This window comes from Marinobacter sp. 1_MG-2023, assembly GCF_030549045.1.
Lineage (GTDB): Bacteria > Pseudomonadota > Gammaproteobacteria > Pseudomonadales > Oleiphilaceae > Marinobacter.
Map to the genome: position 1 here is coordinate 192,909 of NZ_JAUOST010000003.1, position 15,561 is coordinate 208,469.

Sequence of the window (15,561 nt, forward strand, 5' to 3'; positions counted from 1 at the left end):
TTGCACATGCTACTTCAGAGACGTCATCCTCCAAGCGTGTTTAATTACCTCATGCTTGGAGGTAGTTTTTGACTTGTCTTCCCATTGAATAAGTGAATGTGACATCCCCATAGAGCACCGATGGTGTACTAAGAGGCGATACGGGAGCCAAGCTGGCGGCCGGGTGGCCGCTAGGGAAGTTGAACGAAATATCGTCAACTTTTGCTTCGTAAAGGTCGGCCACAAAGGGGAGCGGAAGTTCTATTAATTCACTTATGGCTGCACTGCCGCCTTCGGGGCGCGGAAACTCACGATGGGCATAATAGTTGAGATGCCCCCCAAGAGTACCAGCCGGAGTGTCAGTAACGGTTGCGCGTGCAGTGATGACATCCTTACCGTCGACCGCGAGCGTAGACACAAGGCGTCCGTCGACGGTCTCGGCTCGTCTTACCCCGTGCATAGCCGGAATTCCCGCCGCCTCGCGTGCGTATGCCAGGACACGTGGAGAGCTATTCCAGTAGTATGCGAAAAATCGACCCGGAATTGGGAGCGTACCCTCAGCCGCCAGGCTATCGTGACCCTCGACCTCAACCGTTAGATATGTCAAAGAAAAAGCCCCAAACCCACTGGTGTTACTGGCCTCGATTTCATACATATTCATCTGGACCATGTTATTGGGATGAGGCTTTAAGCCTTCAGGAAGCACTGCCTTGAGAGCCTCCGGATTGGCTTCATAACCAACAATCAGCATTCTAGCCCCACGGATAAGTTGCGGCGTTGGAGGTGTCCATACGGACGCAGGCATACCGCGATATGGCTTGCTTGTCTCAAACATTACTCTCTCCTTTTGCAGCTTGAATAAACGCACTTTCCCAAAGCTGTACAGTTTCCCGGGGGTTTTCAATCATCGGGTAATGTCCAGCCTTATCAATACCCAGTAACGTACCCTCACGCAGTAAAGCTGCAGTGTCTGAAAGGTATTGAGCCGTCACGAAAGGATCACTGTCACCGTAAGCAAGAGAGACAGGAGCAGAACAGTTTTTTAGCGTTTTGAAAAAATCCGCCTTAGTCCAGTTCGCAAGATAAGCTTCCCACACAGACTGATTCATCGTCGCTCGCGTGTTTCCGACGATGGTGTCCAATTGTTCTGTGGTCAAGTGAGGTGCGAGACCCTTTAATACAGGGCCCGGATCTTCCCATGCTGATTTAAAAGAATCATAGGTCGCCTCATCCAGCGGAGTTCCCTGAGGAGATACGGGAGTCAGCGCTACGACGGCGGAGACTCGTTCCGGCGCAAGAGTTGCCACTCGCAACGCCGCTGCCCCACCCATTGAATGGCCGAGAATATTGAAGTGATCCCACCCCAGCGAATCTGCGGCAGCAAGCGCTGACGCTGCCATTCCTTCCATTCCTTCGGCGGGGGGGACTGAGCGATTGGAGCCATACCCGGGGAAATCGAAGTAGGCGTAGGTGAAACGTGTATCGTCGACCAACGCACGGGTATCGAGCCAGACATTGCTGTCCAGCGCCCACCCGTGTAACACAAGGACGCGTTGCGCCCCTGAACCTTCTATTGCTGCGATGCCGTTCATTGGTGGCTTTCCTCTTGTTCTTGTGATTATTGTTTCTGAGGTTTGCTTTTATCCTCGGTTCACTGAATGCGATGTGTTTAATTTTGCTGTTTTACACCTCCCCAACTATCCAATGGATAATTCCAGAAAATTTTGTCTTTATTTGATCACGCCGGCTCTGGTCGGGCTTTACAAGCCCGAGCAAGCGTGACCGTTATCAACCACAATTTCAGAACCCGTCATTGCTCTTCCCGCATCAGAAGCAAGAAGCAGTAGCGCACCATCCAGGTCCTGGACCTGACAGAACCTTCTCGCAGGAATACGTTTTTTAAGCCGTTCCCCCGCGTCACTTTCCAGAAAATCCTGGTTGATTTCAGTCATTACATAACCCGGCGCCAATGAGTTGACTCGAACGTTATGGCGCGCCAGTTCCAACGCCAAAGAGCGGGTCAAATGAGCCAGACCAGCCTTGGCTGCGCAGTAGGGCCCGACACCACCTGCCAGACGGGTGGCCAGAATGGAGGTAACGTTCACAATACTGCCACCGTCACTCTGCGCCATTCTTCGGGCGCTTTCCTGAGCTACGATCCAGGCACCCTTGAGGTTGGTCTGCACAATGCTGTCCCAGTCATCATCTGTGTACTCCAGCGCCGCTTTTGTATCGCTGACGCCAGCGTTGTTCACAACAACATCAATCCCGCCATACTGACGGCATAGCTCGTCAAGACAGGCAACAACTGACACCCGTGAGGCGACATCCAGTGGCAATGCCAATGCAGCACCACCCTCACTGCGGATATCCGCAACCAGCTCCTGAAGGCGATCAACCCGACGCGCACCCACAACAACCTGAGCGCCGGCTTTTGCCAGTGTTTTAGCGAAGTGGCGCCCAAGCCCGCTAGAGGCCCCCGTAACCAGTACACGTTTCCCGGCCAGGCCGAAGAGATGATGACTGTCTATCATGTTTAACCTTTCAATTTGTCAGTGTGGCGGGCGAGAATTTTCCTTGCGAGACTCATCCGGTGAACCTCGTTCGGCCCGTCGTAAATGCGGAAGCCTCGGGCATCTTTAAAGATTCGCTCCACGATGTTTTCACCGGAGACCCCTTGCCCGCCGAGGACCTGAACACTCCGGTCAATTACTCGCCAAATACCTTCAGAACTGATCACCTTGGCCATACTGGATTCGGTGTTTGCGCGTTCGCCTTTGTCCAGTACCCATGCGCAGTGCATGATGGACAGGCGCGTAGTCAACATATCCATTTCGTTATCGGCCAGCATGAAGCCTACGCCTTGATGATCACCCAAGCGTTTCCCAAACGATTCACGTGTGCTCGCATATCGACAGGCTTCATCATGGGCTCGCTGAGCTGCTCCCAACCAACGCATGCAATGGGTCAACCTTGCCGGGGCCAAACGAACTTGCGCGTACCGAAATCCCTTGCCAATTTCGCCAAGGATGTCGCTAGCTGGCACTCTAAGATTCTCAAAGCGCACGACGCCATGGCCGCCGGTGAAGCACGAGTCCATCACATCCATCATTCGGTCAACGTTAAAACCAGGCTTGTCAGTGTCTGTGAGAAACATGGTGGCGTTTCCATCGTCAGTTCGCGCCATGATGATCGCAAAAGCGGCTCCCTCTGCACCGGTTATAAACCACTTCTTCCCATTGATAATATAATCATCGCCGTCACGGACAGCCGTCGTGTTAAGCATCGATGGGTCCGACCCTGCTCCCGGAGAAGGTTCAGTCATCGCAAAACAAGACCGGGTTTTCCCTTCCACCAATGGTCGTAGCCAGCGCTCTTTCTGTGCCTCTGAAGCGACCACATCCATCAGGTGGATGTTGCCCTCATCCGGCGCATGAACATTTAGTGCTGTGGGGCCGAGCGGCGAATATCCTGCCTCTTCGAAGATCACAGCTTTCGCAACATGAGAGAGTTCGGCGCCGCCCATTTCCCGTGACGCATGCAAAGTAAGCAGTCCGTTTTTACGCGCAAGGGCCACCAAATCATTTCGAAGTTCTTCAGTGGGACCGTGTGGCGTCTGGCGCGGATCGGATTCCAGAGGCATCACCTCGTCCCGGATAAAGCTGCGAACCTTCGCTTGCAACGCTTTGAGCTCATCACTTAATTCAAAATTCATCGTTATTTCCCAATCATTGGATTTATTTTAAGCCGATCAAAGTGAGCAGGCTCCGTTGTCACATCGACAACATGGATTGAGTTATCCGCTCCATAACCGTCGAGCGCTCACCGGATTTAATAGGGTTGTATGGAGTATGGTTAAGGAGGCGCAGGTACGCTTTAACTGAACCATCAGCAATTGGCTGGTCTACATCCACAATATTGAGGCACGCGTGGTCCTGCTCAATAAGTGGTAGCGATGACAGGTCCCCACTCATCAGCCACGAGATCAGCACCCGGTTGACGGCGTCATGGCTGGCGATCACAGCGCTCTGCCAACTCGTGTCCGCAAGCAAAGTGCCGAACCATTCAAGGACCCGAGCCCCGAAATCATCCCAACGCTCACCTCTCAGAAATCCAGCTTCAGGCTGTTGCGACCAGTGATAAGCTTCGGCCACTTCTGTGTCGTATGATTCCGGAGGCATCTTACTGAGCCGCCCCGCCCGAATCTCTCGCAAGGCAGCGGTTGATTCTGTGGCACACGAATCTGATCGACCTGCCAAAACCATATCAAGGGTCTGAATTGCCCTGGGATAGTCTGAGCTGAAGGCTCTGTCGAATGTCACGCCCTGCAGTATGCGGTTCAGCGCCTGCACCTGAGCCTCACCATCAGCGGACAGCGGCACAGACCTTGGGTCCAATGGATGACCTGCAGCATCGAAATAGTTAACGTGTCCGTGCCGGACCAGGTAAAGGCGACGACGACCTAACCCTTGGTAACGATTCGGAGTCGAGGACATCAGCTTGCCCTCTTGGACGGATGCACAACTTTAGGGTTGCTGATAGCCAGCGCATTCACCACAGCCTTGTGCAAAACTGCCTGCAGCTGCTCCTGTTTTTGTCCTGGAGCGTCGAAAGAGCCTGCCCGGATCGCTTCTTTCATGGCCTGCCGGGAACTCTCCAGCGATGCTGGATCAACGCTTAAGGCGTCTGACAAGATATCTGTATAGGCGGCAACCTCATTCTGGCTGACACTCGCTCCACTTTTCGCTTCGCGAGCCGCAATCCCCATTGCGCTGGCGATCATGCGCACCTCGTAACGCAGGTTCTCCGGTACCGCGGGAAAGACATCCTTTAGCAGAGTTTCCCGTGCCACCTCAAGCAACTCACATGCATCTGGACGATTCATGGATGACCTCCCGTCAATGTTAGAATATTGTATTCAACCTCTGGTACCAGCCGTCCGGTGAGAGCAAGCTCCAGCGAATACTGTTTTCCGGAAAGGTGCCGTTCGGCCTGCTGGACGGCCACTATGGCCCAGCGGACGTGCGCCATAACCTGCCAATATCGGAGTTCTTCTGGTGATATTTCTCGGGGGCACACTTCCGAGTACCCAGCCATTACATCGCTCAGAGCACCAACACCACCCGCAACGTTCTCATTCCTGCCGAACCGCCAGCACTTTGCGGTCAGCCATCCCAGGTCCTCACGCCAGTCTCCCCATGCGGTGAACTCCCAATCGAGGATGCCTGACACTGCACCTTGATCCACCATGAAGTTACCGGTGCGAAAATCTCTGTGAATAAGGCAGGATTCAACAGGAGCAGGCTTGTTGAGGCGAAGCCAACGCAACCCCCACTCGATAACGGGAAAGGCCCAAGGCAACTCATCCAGAAATCCCAGATATTGCTCAATGGTTGCCTGAGCCGGATCTTCAGTCGGTGAGGGCAAGAAACCAAGCGCCTGCTGAGGCGGCTTTATGGAATGCAGCTTCGCCAGATTGCGCCCAAGTTCCCGACATAGAGCGGCTCGGTCAGGCACAAGGGCATCATCTTTAACCAACCGATGGCCTGCAGCGGTGCCACCAACCGCTTGCATGACAAAAAACTCGCGACCAATAACACCCGGGTCTCTGCAGAGCCAGAAGGGTGTAGGCACATCGACACCTGCTTCATGGACCGTTTTAAGTACGGCATACTCGTCCGCCCTGGACATACTTACATCCACCACAGACAGGGAGTCGGTCCGTAATACCCAGCGGTGCTCTCCGGCTTTGGAGCCACCACATACCTGTACATACAACAACCAGTTTTCCTGGATGGCGCCCCCGGAGAGCAACTCCATGTTGGTGATCTGTACATGGCTCCCCTGCAGAACCCCAGATAAATAACGCTCCAGACTTTCCTGCCACCCCCAACGGTCGCCCTCTATACGATGCTGTGAACTTGGGCCACTTTGTGCAACATCCATTAGATACTCTCTTTTCGTAGATACGTTTCCATAAACTGCATTGAGCAAACTCTGGGCCAACAAAGAGACTAAAAAATAAATTCAGTTAAATCAGAGCCTTATGGGATACACAAAAAAGGAGAGAAAAAACACACCTCTATTCTGGCGCAATCGTGAAACACTTTTTTTCACTTTTGAAACAACTTAATCCGCGCTAATATTCCCCTACTCCATGCAAAGAAAGGTGCACCCATCATGGCCACAGAACCCCACAAACCGCGCATCATCGCTCTGATCAACCATCTCACTTTCGACGGTCATCCGAGCAAGTTAACGCTGACGCTGAACGAAATACTGCCTCGCTATGAACAACAAGCGGATATACAGATTGTTGAGACATCGGTCGATAAACTACTTGCAACGGCCAAAACAATAGAGCGGGAACAGCGCGCGGACATACTGATTTGCTCCAGTGCGTCTGCGGAGTTTTTGCGGAAGAAAATTTCTATCACCACTCTCTCGTTCAGGATGGGTGAGTTCGACCTTATCCGCGCCATCAATCTTGCCCGGGAGCGCGGCACAAAAGCCGGCATTCTCACGCACCAGCGTACCTTGAAAGAGCTTGAGGAAATGTCCTCACTATTTACGGTCGAAGTTTCACAGGCTGTTTACACCTCGCTACAGGAAGCTCGCGAAAAAGTCCGTACGCTTGTTGATCAAGGCTATCGCGTAATAATCGGCTCCCCAACCGTCGTTGAGCTGGCGGAAGCCGCTGGCGCAGAAGGTGTCTTCGCCATAAATGCTGACGCAGTTCGCCTGACACTCGATGATGCGCTTGCGATATGCCACAGCCGCGCAGCCGAAGCCCAAAAACACCGGCGCATTCATGCGGTTCTGAAAAATCTTAGTGAAGGGGTCATTGCACTGGACGCAACAGGCAAAGTCTTTTCCGTTAATAACAGCATGAACACCCTGCTACAACCTGATCAGCCAATCTCCATCGGAGATCGCGCCACCGAACACTTCCCCGACATCGATATAAATGGCGTACTGACAAAGGGAGCCGCGATTGAAAGCCACCTGAGCCTTAGAGGAAGTCAGCGCCTGGCCATTAGCGTACTTCCTATAATGGAAGAAGGGCAGATAGACGGAGCGATACTGACATGTCAGGAAATACGGGAAATCCAGCGCGCGGAGCGCCGATTGCGCTCCCAAAGCCGCCCAAGCCATTTCATTGCCAAATACCACTTTGAACAACTTACCGGCAAGGAACAGGCATTTCAGCAAGCGATCCAGCTAGCAAAATTGTACGCCCACTCCAACTCGACTGTGTTAATCACCGGAGAGACCGGCACTGGCAAAGAGCTGTTTGCCCAAAGCATTCATAACGCCAGCGGCAGGCATCAGATGCCGTTCGTTGCGATTAACTGCGCGGCTTTTCCTGAAACTCTGCTTGAAAGCGAACTGTTTGGGTATGACGAAGGGGCATTTACCGGCACCCGCAAAGGCGGGAAACCGGGGCTGTTCGAGGCAGCACACAACGGCACTATTTTCCTCGATGAAATTGGCGATATGCCGATTCATCTTCAGACTCGCTTACTTCGAGTTCTACAGGAGCGTCAGGTACTCCGCCTTGGTGGCTCCGAGCCCACCCCCATCAATATCAGAGTCATTGCAGCCACCCACAGGGATCTGAAACAAGAAATCGCCAATAACCGGTTTCGTGAAGACCTTTTCTACCGTCTTAACATCCTCAGAATATCGGTACCGCCCTTGCGCAAGCGCACCTCCGATATTCCACAACTCACCAAATTGTTAACCAGAAACCTCGCCGCGGGGAATACCGCCCAGGAGCAGGCGGCCAATGAAACACTGAATGCACTCATGCCCCACCTGATGAACCACCAGTGGAGCGGCAACATTCGTGAACTCGAAAACCTGATAGAGCGCGCCTTTCTAGTAAGCCAGTTCCCTGGCGAATCGAAACCACTTGAAGCCCTGTTTCCAGAGCTGTTCTCAGTGCCCAAAGAGCATCTCGCAATAAACGCTCCGAAGGAAAGCCTGCACAATTTCGGCAAAGCCGCCGAGATAACGCTCATCCAGAAAACCCTCGACGCCCACGATGGCGATATGGCGAAAACTGCAAAAGCGCTGGGGATCAGCCGGTCGACCCTCTGGCGCAGGCTTCGCCAGCCTCAGACCAAAACCCAAAGTTGAAACACCGAACCAAATAATGAAACACGCGTTTCAAAAATGAAACAAAGCCACTTCTAAAAACCGCCGTGCTTTACAGGCCACGGCCCCTCCCAATCGCGGGTTTCAAAGCATTGTCACAAATGGGCATACATTTTGCTGACTTCGATCTAGACAGATTATCGAACGTTCCCTGGCAACGCGAAGTCGCCCTTTTAAACAAAAACCGGAGGCCTGTCTTGAAAGGTTTAATGATGGATGCCCCTCTTAGCATCACAACAATAATGTCCCATGCAGAAATGACCGCCGCAGATAACAAGCTCATTTCCCGCGGTGCAACTGGCGACATGTCCCGCCTGAGCTACCGCGACGCCTTCGTTCGAGTAGCCAAACTGGCAAACGCCCTGGACCGCCTGGAGCTCGATCCCGAAGCAAGAGTCGGCACTCTTGCCTGGAACGACCATCGACATTTCGAGCTGCACTACGCTATCCCCTGCACTGGCCGCATCTGTCACACCGTCAACCCGAAACTGTTCACGGACCAGATCAAATTTATTATTAACGACGCACAGAACGAAGCGTTGTTCATCGACCCGGAATTCATTCCGGTGATCGAAGCGATACAAGGTGATCTTCCGTCAGTAAAACACTGGATAGCGCTATGCTCGGCCAACAACCTGCCTCAGAGCACCTTACCGAATCTGCACGCCTATGAGAGCCTGCTCAACCGGGAACAGGACAGCTACGACTGGCCCACTCTGGATGAAAACCGCGCCAGCAACCTGTGCTATACGTCTGGTACCACAGGCGATCCAAAAGGGGTACTCGGAAGTCATCGAAGCATTGTTTTGCAATGCATGTCACAAAACATGGCGAGCCAACTAGGCCTTACATCCGAAGACGTTGTAATGCCTCTGGTACCCATGTTTCATATCAATGCCTGGTGCATGCCCTACAGCGCCCCCATGGCTGGAGCGGCCCTGGTACTGCCTGGCCCACAGGTATCGGATGCACAGGCGATGACTGATCTTATCAACCAGGAGCAAGTTACTTTCTCTCTCGCCGTTCCGACACTCTGGAGTGGCATCAACCAGTTCCTTAATGCTACCGGTACTCGCATCCCAAGCCTCAACAGAGGCGTTATCGGGGGCGCTGCAGGCGCATTAAAACTGTATGACGAAATGGATCGCCATGGCGTCAGACTGGAAAACGGTTGGGGTATGACGGAACTCAGCTCCATCGGAAGCTACAACCGCTACCTACCCGAACATAATCGACTTCCCGACGCGCCCCGGGCAGACCAGCGCCTGAAATCCGGGCGTCCATTATTCGGCATCCAGATGCGCATCGTTGATGAAGACGGGAACGCCTTACCCCACGACGGAGAAACAACCGGCGTTCTGGAAATCCGTGGTCCATGGGCATGCAGCGCCTACTACGGCAAATCCCAAGGGCATGACTGGTTCAATACCGGCGACGTAGCAACCATTGACTCCTTGGGGTATATGCGCATCACAGACCGGGTAAAAGACGTAATCAAATCCGGAGGGGAATGGATCAGTTCCATCGAAATTGAAAATGCAATCATGGCACACCCCGGTGTTCGCGAAGCTGTCGTCATCGGCGTTGCTCATCAACACTGGAGTGAGCGACCTCTCCTCGTTGTTGTACCTGAAGACTCTTATCCCTCACTAACTCCTGAACAGCTATTGAGTTTCCTTGAAGGGAAGATCCCCAAGTGGTGGATACCGAATGCATGTGAGTTTGTTGACACCCTGCCTCATACCGCCACCGGCAAAGTGAGCAAGAAAATGCTGCGCGAAAACTTTAACCGCTACCAGTGGGCCTGATGCCTCACGAACAGAATGAATAAGAGTTCCCATTAAAATAATAGAGAACGCTATGAATCCTCTAAGAATCATTGAAACGTTCAACTTGATCGTCGGAAAGCTATTCAGTTTTTTCGTGTTCATAGGTATGGCTATCGTAGTTTACGAAGTCATCGCGAGATACGTCTTCAACGCTCCGTCGGTATGGGCTCCTGGTTACACGCAACGTGTCTTTGCGGCCTACTTCATCCTGATCGGAGCCTACACCCTGATCAAAGGCGGGCACGTACGCGTCGATGTACTCCTTAATACCCGGTCCCCCCGCTGGAATGCCTTTGCGGACATGCTCAATTATGTGGCCTTGGCCATCTGGACTACGGCCCTGACCTACGAGGCCTGGTTTTATTTCCTGGATGCCTGGGAGTTCAACGAATTGGATGCCAGCGCCTTACGCCACCCTATGTGGCCGGTGAACCTGGCCCTCTTTATTGGGACAGCTCTCATTCTGATCCAGGGTCTGAGCGGCCTGATGACATCTGCAATCCAATTCGTCAATCCAAAACAACAAAGCAAAGGGTAAGCCCATGTCACCAGAACTTTTAACCGCTGGTATGTTTGGTCTTCTGCTAGCCTTTATTATAGCTGGCGTGTCGCTCGCTTTCGCTCTAGGTGCAGTCGCTACTATTTTTATATTGATCATGAACGGCACAAGCGGCCTGTTCCCTATCCTGTCTGCCACTTTTGCCAGTATGTGGTCGATCTCACTTGCCGCCATCCCTTTGTTCGTCATGATGGGGATATCACTCGGGAAGTCGAAAATAGCGACCGACCTATACCAAGCATTTTACCTTTGGTCCGGAAAAGTTAACGGTGGGCTACTCGTGGGCACCACCGGTTTCGCCTCGCTTCTTTCTGCCATGACCGGCAGCTGTGCGGCCTCCACGCTAACAACAGGCATGGTGGGAATGCCTGCCATGGAAAAGCACGGCTACGATAAAAAACTCGTACTTGGCACGATCGGAGCAGCGGGCACTCTAGGCATTCTGATCCCGCCCTCCATCACATTGATCGTTATCGGCATGAGTACCGGGCTTTCCATCGGCAAGCTGTTCATGGGTGGCTTGATTGCAGGGCTGGGGATGCTGGTTGTTATTCTTGGTTATGTCATCATCACGGCAAAGCTGCAGCCTGAAAAAGCACCCGCCTCCTCTGAAAGCGTCCCCATGAGTGAGAAAATTCGCTCGCTCCGCTCCATTGTTCTTCCAATGGCCATTATTTCGGTGGTGCTGCTGTCGATATTCCTTGGCATGGCAACGCCAACAGAAGCGTCAGCGGTGGGCGCCGCGGCAGTTCTAGCCGCAATTGCCATGCGAGGTGAACTTAACTGGAGTTTTATCAAGGATGTCAGTTATTCGACCGCCACTATGAGCGGTATGGTTCTTTGGATTATTTTCGGCGCCAGTGCGTTTGTTTCCGTTTATTCGGCTGCCAACGGCATCAACTTTGTGCAGTCATTTTTGTTGTCTCTCGAAATCTCTCCCTGGCTTCTCATTTTGGTTATGCAGGGGGCAGGATTCATTCTCGGAATGTTTCTGGACCCCATCGGCATTATTCTGCTGGTGATGCCAATCTTTATGCCAGTTGTTGTGGAGCTTGGCTTCGACCCCATTTGGTTCGCCGTTCTCTTTCAGCTGAACCTTTGCGTGGGTTACATTTCACCGCCCTTTGGCTACAACATCTTCTATCTCAAAACCCTCAGCCCGCATACCCCTATCCTGGACCTTTATAAAAGTGTGCTGCCGTATGTCGTATTAATGGTTCTTTTCGGAATTTTTCTCCTCGCGTTTCCTTCCATCCTTACGGAAGGCGTGAGCTTACTCACTAAAGACTGATACCTCTTACAACAACGAGAGAAACTGATATGAAAGATACAAAGACAATAAACCGCCGAAAATTTCTGTCCACTAGCACCACTGCCGCTGCAACCGTTGCGGCTCTGGGCTTATCCGCGCCCGCAGTCATCGCATCACCCAAACAGAAAATCAAATGGAAGATGCAAACGCACTGGCCCACTGGAAACTGGTATTACGATCCGATCTTTAATGGGTTGGCGCGCCGCATCGAAGAAGCGACTAACGGTGAAATCGAGATCGAAACCCACCAACCTAATTCCATAGTATCTACCGGAGATGTTCTGCGTGGGGTCCGCCGTGGAACACTGGACGGCGCGCTTATTTATCCCGCCTACTGGGTCGGGGACATTCCTGCCGCAGGTCACCTCAACGGGAATTTCGGAACCTGGGATTCCCTTGAGGAAATGCAATTTTTCATGCACGACATGGGCGCGCTCAACATTATCCGCGAAGCTTACGCTACTCGCGGGATCTATCAGGTCGGCCCTATTTCAAATGGCGGCACGGCCATCTATAGCAACAAGCGACTTGAGACACCAAAGGATTTCGAAGGCTTCAAAGTTCGCTCAAACGGCAGCTCTGCACAAGTGTTTGAAAAAATGGGCTCAGCGCCTGTGTCTATCAGCGGCGGGGAGCTTTACCAGGCGCTTCAGACCGGCGTAGTCGACGGTGCGCACTGGGGTGGCGTCTCTGCCGGATGGGGGATGAACCTGCAGGAGGTAAACAAATATATTATCCAGCCGAACCTCGCATCACACCAGAACAGTGAGGTATTTGTTTCACTGAAATCGTGGAACAAGCTGGGGTCGGATTTCCAGAAAGTCATCGAAGATGCTGTTCTGGCAACACACCTCGAAGCTGCCGGAATGTTCATGATGAAAGACCTGCAACGAATGCAGGAGTTCAAGACTGAATACAATGGAGAAATTGTTCAAATGAACGGCGATGCGGTGGCAATGCTCCGAGCCAAATCTCTTGAAGTGGTCGATGAAATATCCAAGCGTGACCCAGAATACTCGGGCAAAATCGGTGCTATTTTGCGAGAGTTTATGCAGCTAACTGGCAAGGTATAAAGCAGCTCCGCCTAGTGGCTGAGCAGCACTCTGCCCTCGGAAAATCACCGAGGGCGCTCAGCCAGGGCAATAATAAAAAGAGAAGTCTTGCTTTTGGCACCTGACCTGCACCCAGAATTATCATAGCGCTGTATTTGTTATCATTTTTGTTACCCCATATATCGAAACACCTGAGACCACCGACCAGGCTAAAGACTTTGTTCGATACCAAACAAAAAGAGTGAGACCTGTTCCAAGGAACGTAGCCAGCAACGATGTAGAACTAATAGTTTTTGGCACCAGAGAAACCCCCAGCATTGCCCCGACCGTCAGCGGACCGAGAATGCTCAACAGCATCGGCACCCGTCCATTTTTGTTGTCTTGAGATTGACGAGCCAAATGATGCTGCATCCATAGCAACGGGACCGCCCGCATCAAGAACGTGCCGAGACTCGTAGTAATCAACGCGACCCAAAGCGTAATATCCATATTTTATTGCTCAAATTTTGGAGTAATTCTTATCATTTGAAATAGAAACGCCCCACATATCGCAGCCACAGGAATTGCCGCATGTGCAAACCCCAGAGTTTTCATAGCAAATGCCAGAACGATGGTACTGCTGAGCGCAATTCCCCAAATTCGAGAGTCAAAGCGTGGCGCTAGCAACACCAGAAATAGAGCCGGTAAAGTAAATGGCATGACCTCGACCATTAAAGGCCAGGACCTTATCATCTCCTCACCTGCTACCGCGCCCAATACAGTTCCACTAATCCAACCAAGCCACGCAAACAACATAGCTCCCGTAAACCAGCCAATTCGTTCGGAGCTTTGCAGTTGAGGCAGACGTGTATGTGCTAACGCAAAAATCTGGTCTGTTAGCCCGTGCATGAGTAATGGCCACCAACGACTTGACGGCAAGTGAGGGGCCAGATTTGGCCCATAGACTACATAACGCATATTAATCAATATAGTCATTGCAACGACCAGCCAAAGCGGCGCACCCGAAACAACCATAGCCACGAATAAAAACTGAGAGGGTCCAGCATAAACAAGTATCGAAACCATGACGGTTTCAAAAATGCTGAAGCCAGACTGCACAGAAACAAGACCAAAAGAAACTGCGATAGGTATATAAGCCCCTACTATAGGTGAGGCATCACATACTCCGGAAAATGCGGGCTGTCTGTTCGGCAACCTATTCTGCGAATACATACGATGTTCTCCGGCAGTACAAGCAGTCGTGCGGATCAAAGCTCCGCGCATGTTTCTGCAATTGGAAACAAGTTTGTCTGCGAGACCTAGCCTCTGCACCAAAGGCATATTGAAATGTGATGAAAATCGCCAGATCGTTTTCTAGAGAGAATTCCAACTGACTTCTTCAAAGCATCAGAAATCAGTGTCAATTAAGTCATTTTTGACCGGCACCACCATTCAATATGAAGTAGCAAACGTAACCAATGACCACGCCCCAGAAAGCGGATGAGAGTTCGAAGAGAGACATTCCCGAAGCAGTGACGACAAACGTAATCAATGATGCCTCTCGATGACTGGGCTCCTCCAGTGCTGCAAAAAGATTCCCCGCAATGGCCCCAAGTAGCGCCAACCCGGCAAGCACCGCCACAAACGCTGCGGGAAGGGATGTGAACAAGCTGACGATAGTGCCGGCAAACAGCCCCCCCACAAGATAGAAGACACCATTGGACACCCCTGCAATGTATCTTCTAGCAGGATCTTCATGCGCGTCTTTACCAGTACAGATTGCCGCTGTAATGGCAGCAACCACCGTGGTGATACCGCCGAAAAACGCCATAGGAAGTGAAACCAAGCTTGTTATTCCAATGATTGGCCTGGCCTTAACTGGATAACCCGCCGTTTGGAGGATCGCCATGCCCGGCAGGAATTGACCGGTTAGACTTACCAACACCAAAGGAATAGCAAAGCTGAGGGTTGAACTTAATGACCACTCGGGCTGGATAATCTGGGGCACCGCAATGCTCCACCGAACACCTGAAAGAGACACCCCCTCCAGGACCACCGCAAGTAAAACACCAGAAATCAGCAATAAAACCAACGTATATTTTGGGCACAGGCGACGGAACAGAACATAGGAAATCAGCATCCCGATAGCCAAAGAAGGTGTCGTTTCGATTGCGGTGAAAGCACCCACTCCGAACTGAAATAGTATGCCTGCCATCATTCCTGCAGCGATCCCTTTAGGAATCGCGCGTACAAACACATCAAAGGTACCTGATACACCAATAACGAAGATCATGATTGCCGCAGTTATGTATGCTCCTATCGCCTCGTTTAAAGACAGTTCAGGAAACAAGGTAACCAGCAATGCAGTACCCGGTGCGGACCATGCAGTGACAATAGGAGCTCTCAGCCAAACCGATAGCACGATCCCCGAGATGCCGGCTCCGACAGAGATCGCCCAAACCCACGAGACCATCATATCGGAGGAGATTCCGGCGCTCGCTCCGGCTTGGAAAAATATGGCTAAGGGGCCCGAGTAAGACACGAGAACAGCCAAAAAGCCTGCCACAATAGCTGGCAATGAAAGGTCTTTTAGAAGTTTTTGCATTAGCCTGAATCCGTTATTGATTGTTGTAGATTCGGTATGAGAAACGAGCCCCGGGTGCCGGGGCCAAAGAAGATAAGACTGACTGT

At 52.0% G+C, this 15,561-nt stretch carries 15 protein-coding genes; 5 read left to right on the plus strand and 10 right to left on the minus strand.

The window, feature by feature from the left end:
• Window positions 1-49: 49 nt before the first annotated feature.
• The 7 genes from Q4606_RS10350 to Q4606_RS10380 form a co-directional block, all read right to left on the minus strand.
• Complete coding sequence (locus tag Q4606_RS10350) at window positions 50-814, minus strand: acetoacetate decarboxylase family protein (protein WP_303607464.1); 765 nt, start codon at window positions 812-814, stop codon at window positions 50-52.
• Window positions 807-1,571: an alpha/beta fold hydrolase gene (locus tag Q4606_RS10355; protein WP_303607465.1), complete on the minus strand. Its 765-nt coding sequence runs from the start codon at window positions 1,569-1,571 to the stop codon at window positions 807-809. The genes Q4606_RS10350 and Q4606_RS10355 overlap by 8 nt, the downstream gene beginning before the upstream one ends.
• Window positions 1,572-1,739: 168 nt before the next feature.
• A complete protein-coding gene (locus Q4606_RS10360; RefSeq protein WP_303607466.1) occupies window positions 1,740-2,513 on the minus strand; it encodes an SDR family NAD(P)-dependent oxidoreductase in 774 nt (257 codons plus the stop codon).
• Window positions 2,514-2,515: 2 nt separating this feature from the next.
• Window positions 2,516-3,694 carry an acyl-CoA dehydrogenase family protein gene (locus Q4606_RS10365; RefSeq protein ID WP_303607467.1) on the minus strand — a complete coding sequence of 393 codons (1,179 nt, stop codon included), beginning with the start codon at window positions 3,692-3,694 and terminating at the stop codon, window positions 2,516-2,518.
• A 58-nt stretch (window positions 3,695-3,752) separates the two neighbouring features.
• Entirely contained in the window at window positions 3,753-4,475 is a 723-nt protein-coding gene (locus Q4606_RS10370; RefSeq protein WP_303607468.1) for a histidine phosphatase family protein, read from the minus strand.
• A complete protein-coding gene (locus Q4606_RS10375) occupies window positions 4,475-4,864 on the minus strand; it encodes a DUF6285 domain-containing protein (RefSeq protein WP_133005598.1) in 390 nt (129 codons plus the stop codon). Before Q4606_RS10375 ends, Q4606_RS10370 begins: the two co-directional genes overlap by 1 nt.
• Complete coding sequence (locus Q4606_RS10380) at window positions 4,861-5,925, minus strand: phosphotransferase family protein (protein ID WP_223133431.1); 1,065 nt, start codon at window positions 5,923-5,925, stop codon at window positions 4,861-4,863. The genes Q4606_RS10375 and Q4606_RS10380 overlap by 4 nt, the downstream gene beginning before the upstream one ends.
• 234 nt (window positions 5,926-6,159) lie before the next feature.
• Here Q4606_RS10380 and prpR point away from each other — a divergent pair, with 234 nt between their 5' ends.
• From prpR to dctP, 5 genes are all read left to right on the plus strand, one after another.
• Window positions 6,160-8,121, plus strand: coding sequence for a propionate catabolism operon regulatory protein PrpR (prpR, locus tag Q4606_RS10385; RefSeq protein WP_303607469.1), 1,962 nt, complete (start codon window positions 6,160-6,162; stop codon window positions 8,119-8,121).
• 215 nt (window positions 8,122-8,336) lie between these two features.
• Window positions 8,337-9,947, plus strand: coding sequence for a long-chain fatty acid--CoA ligase (locus tag Q4606_RS10390; protein ID WP_303607470.1), 1,611 nt, complete (start codon window positions 8,337-8,339; stop codon window positions 9,945-9,947).
• A gap of 52 nt (window positions 9,948-9,999) precedes the next feature.
• Entirely contained in the window at window positions 10,000-10,506 is a 507-nt protein-coding gene (locus Q4606_RS10395) for a TRAP transporter small permease subunit (protein ID WP_303607471.1), read from the plus strand.
• A 4-nt stretch (window positions 10,507-10,510) separates the two neighbouring features.
• Entirely contained in the window at window positions 10,511-11,818 is a 1,308-nt protein-coding gene (locus Q4606_RS10400) for a TRAP transporter large permease subunit (protein WP_303607472.1), read from the plus strand.
• Between the two features lie 29 nt (window positions 11,819-11,847).
• On the plus strand, window positions 11,848-12,912 hold the full coding sequence (gene dctP, locus Q4606_RS10405; RefSeq protein ID WP_303597041.1) for a TRAP transporter substrate-binding protein DctP: 1,065 nt from the start codon (window positions 11,848-11,850) through the stop codon (window positions 12,910-12,912).
• A gap of 120 nt (window positions 12,913-13,032) precedes the next feature.
• Here dctP and Q4606_RS10410 read toward each other — a convergent pair whose 3' ends face one another.
• From Q4606_RS10410 to Q4606_RS10420, 3 genes are all read right to left on the minus strand, one after another.
• Window positions 13,033-13,380, minus strand: coding sequence for an AzlD domain-containing protein (locus tag Q4606_RS10410; protein WP_303597040.1), 348 nt, complete (start codon window positions 13,378-13,380; stop codon window positions 13,033-13,035).
• Between the two features lie 3 nt (window positions 13,381-13,383).
• Entirely contained in the window at window positions 13,384-14,103 is a 720-nt protein-coding gene (locus tag Q4606_RS10415; RefSeq protein WP_303597039.1) for an AzlC family ABC transporter permease, read from the minus strand.
• Between the two features lie 196 nt (window positions 14,104-14,299).
• Window positions 14,300-15,475 carry a benzoate/H(+) symporter BenE family transporter gene (locus Q4606_RS10420; protein ID WP_303597038.1) on the minus strand — a complete coding sequence of 392 codons (1,176 nt, stop codon included), beginning with the start codon at window positions 15,473-15,475 and terminating at the stop codon, window positions 14,300-14,302.
• Between the last annotated feature and the right edge of the window lie 86 nt (window positions 15,476-15,561).